Origin of the sequence: Streptomyces sp. RP5T, from assembly GCF_003933965.1 — a bacterium.
Classification (GTDB): Bacteria; Actinomycetota; Actinomycetes; order Streptomycetales; family Streptomycetaceae; genus Streptomyces.
Genome location: NZ_RSAJ01000955.1, coordinates 1 through 2,042, shown reverse-complemented (window position 1 = coordinate 2,042; position 2,042 = coordinate 1). Strand labels below are relative to the sequence as shown.

Below are 2,042 nucleotides of genomic sequence, written 5' to 3'. Positions count from 1 at the left end.
GGGCCTTGGAGTCGCGGACGGCTATGTGGGAGTGCAGGTTCGCGATCTCTACGCAGTCGTTTCCCTCACCGCCGCCCGAGTACGACGACTTCTGCCATTGGGGCGTGACGGTCCTCCCGGTCATCGTTCGGCGTCCTGCGATGACTTCAGCGCTTTCAGGAACGGGACGAAGGCTTCGGCCGGGAAGGTGAGGGTGGCGCTGCCCAGGTTCTTGGAGTCCCGGACGGTTACGCGGGCGGGGGTGTTCGCGATCTCGACGCAGGAGTCGCCGTCGCCGGGACCTGAGTAGGACGACTTCCGCCACGTGACAGGAGGGCTCATGGGGATGTCTCAGCGATTTCACCAGGCTGCGGACGAAGCCACGTCGGCCTTCAGCGGCCGGCAGGCGGGGACTTCAGGGCTTCGAGGAAGGCGGTGAAGGACCTTGCCGGGAAGGTGAGGGTGGCGCGGGCCGGGGTTTTGGAGTCGCGGATGGCTATGTGAGTGGGGTGGGTTGCGATCTCTACGCAGGCGTTACCGTCGCCGCCGCCGGAGTAGGACGACTTCCGCCAGATGTCGTGTGTGTTCATCGGATACCTCGCCTCACAGCTCTTTGGCCAGATTGCGGATCAGGTCCCGTGTCTGTTCGGGGTCGAGTGACGACGCTTCTACTCTACGGAAGAGTGTTCGGAATACACCGAGTTGGGCCTCCGAATCGATGAACACGGTGCGGTGTGGGGCGTCGCGGACCACGGTGTCCAACGTCGGGATGCTGCCACCGGCGTAGACCATGGCGCTGCCCGTGTCGTCGAAGCGTTCCAGTGTGAACGGGATGACGCTGACGGTGATGTGGTCCGCTTCGGAAAGCTCCAGGATGCGGGTGAGCTGGGCCAGCGAGGTGGTCCGGCCGCCGACCTTGATCCGTAGTGCTGCTTCATGGATCACCGCCCGGTAGGGGATCGACGTGGGCCTTTCGAGGATTGTTCGGCGCTGCATGCGATGTCGCACGCGCAGCTCGCGGTCGGCATCTGGGAGCTCCGGGATGCGCGTCGAGAAGAGAGCCCGCGCGTAGTCCTCTGTCTGGAGCAGGCCCGGCACGTGCAGCAAGTCCACGTCCCATCGGAATGTGGCGTTGTGTTCCAGCTCGGAGAGGTCCAGGAACGGCGTGGGCAACTGTCCCCGGTACTCCTCCCACCAGCCGCGTGTCCGGTCGGTGGCGACCTGCACCAGAGCGGAAATCAACTGCTCATCGGCGCAGGAGTAGTTGGCCGCCATGCTGCGCAGGCGTTTCTCGCTCACGCCGCTGAGGGCGGATTCGATCTGACTGATCTGGCCGGAACTCACTCCGAGCAGAGCCGCCGCCTCCCGCCCGGTGAGGCCGGCCTTCTCCCGCAGTCTGCGCAGCTCGGTTCCCAGGCGCACCTGGCGTGCGGTGGGTTCCGGCCTCAGTCCCGCCATGGAGTGCTCCTCGGATCAACGCGCCCGTGGGTGTGACTCATTCGGGGTCAGATTACGCGATCTGATTGCTAGACCTGAAATTGTAGGTCTACCGTCGGTGATGCAACGCACACTCTGCGGAAGTGCACCGCTGCGTCCTGCCGTGACGCATGCGGCGACGCCACCGCACCCGAACTCCGAGCAGCGAACTGGAGCTGACGCATGCCCGAAAACGATCCCTGGGAGTACACCCTCTGCATCCCGAACGACCTCCGAGCCGTCACCGTCGCCCGCCGTACCCTCCGGCTCATCCTGACGATGCACGGGCTGATCCGCCTCGTCGACACCGCGGAGCTCCTCGCCGCGGAGTTGGTCTCCAACGCCGTACGGCATACCGAGAGCCCCGCCGCGCTGCGGGTGCGGTGGGCTGCCGGGGTGTTGAGGATCGGGGCTTGGGACGCGGATCCCGGGCCGCCGGAGCCGCCAGGTGAGTTGGAGCTGGTGGAGGAGGAGGGGAGGGGGTCGGAGTGGGACGCGGCCTGTGGGGACGTGTGGGGGTGGAAGCCGTTGGCCCGGCACGGCAAGCGCGGGAAGCTCGTGTGGTGTGAGCTGGCCGTCGCATAGTG

At 66.1% G+C, this 2,042-nt stretch carries 5 protein-coding genes; 1 reads left to right on the top strand and 4 read right to left on the bottom strand.

Annotated features, from left to right (window positions below):
* The 4 genes from EHS43_RS43380 to EHS43_RS43365 all read right to left on the bottom strand — a co-directional run.
* On the bottom strand, positions 1–124 hold a 124-nt coding region (locus EHS43_RS43380; RefSeq protein WP_148104298.1), incomplete at its 3' end, for a DUF397 domain-containing protein.
* Complete coding sequence (locus tag EHS43_RS43375) at positions 121–321, bottom strand: DUF397 domain-containing protein (protein WP_125195921.1); 201 nt, start codon at positions 319–321, stop codon at positions 121–123. The genes EHS43_RS43375 and EHS43_RS43380, both read right to left, overlap by 4 nt.
* Positions 322–371: 50 nt before the next feature.
* The gene (locus tag EHS43_RS43370) at positions 372–569 is read right to left on the bottom strand and encodes a DUF397 domain-containing protein (protein WP_125195920.1); all 198 of its coding nucleotides are present in this window, start codon (positions 567–569) and stop codon (positions 372–374) included.
* A gap of 13 nt (positions 570–582) precedes the next feature.
* The gene (locus EHS43_RS43365) at positions 583–1,437 is read right to left on the bottom strand and encodes a helix-turn-helix transcriptional regulator (RefSeq protein ID WP_125195919.1); all 855 of its coding nucleotides are present in this window, start codon (positions 1,435–1,437) and stop codon (positions 583–585) included.
* Positions 1,438–1,638: 201 nt separating this feature from the next.
* Between EHS43_RS43365 and EHS43_RS43360 the strand changes: the two genes are divergently transcribed.
* Positions 1,639–2,040, top strand: a complete 402-nt coding sequence (locus EHS43_RS43360) for an ATP-binding protein (protein WP_125195918.1) — start codon at positions 1,639–1,641, stop codon at positions 2,038–2,040.
* Positions 2,041–2,042: the final 2 nt, after the last annotated feature.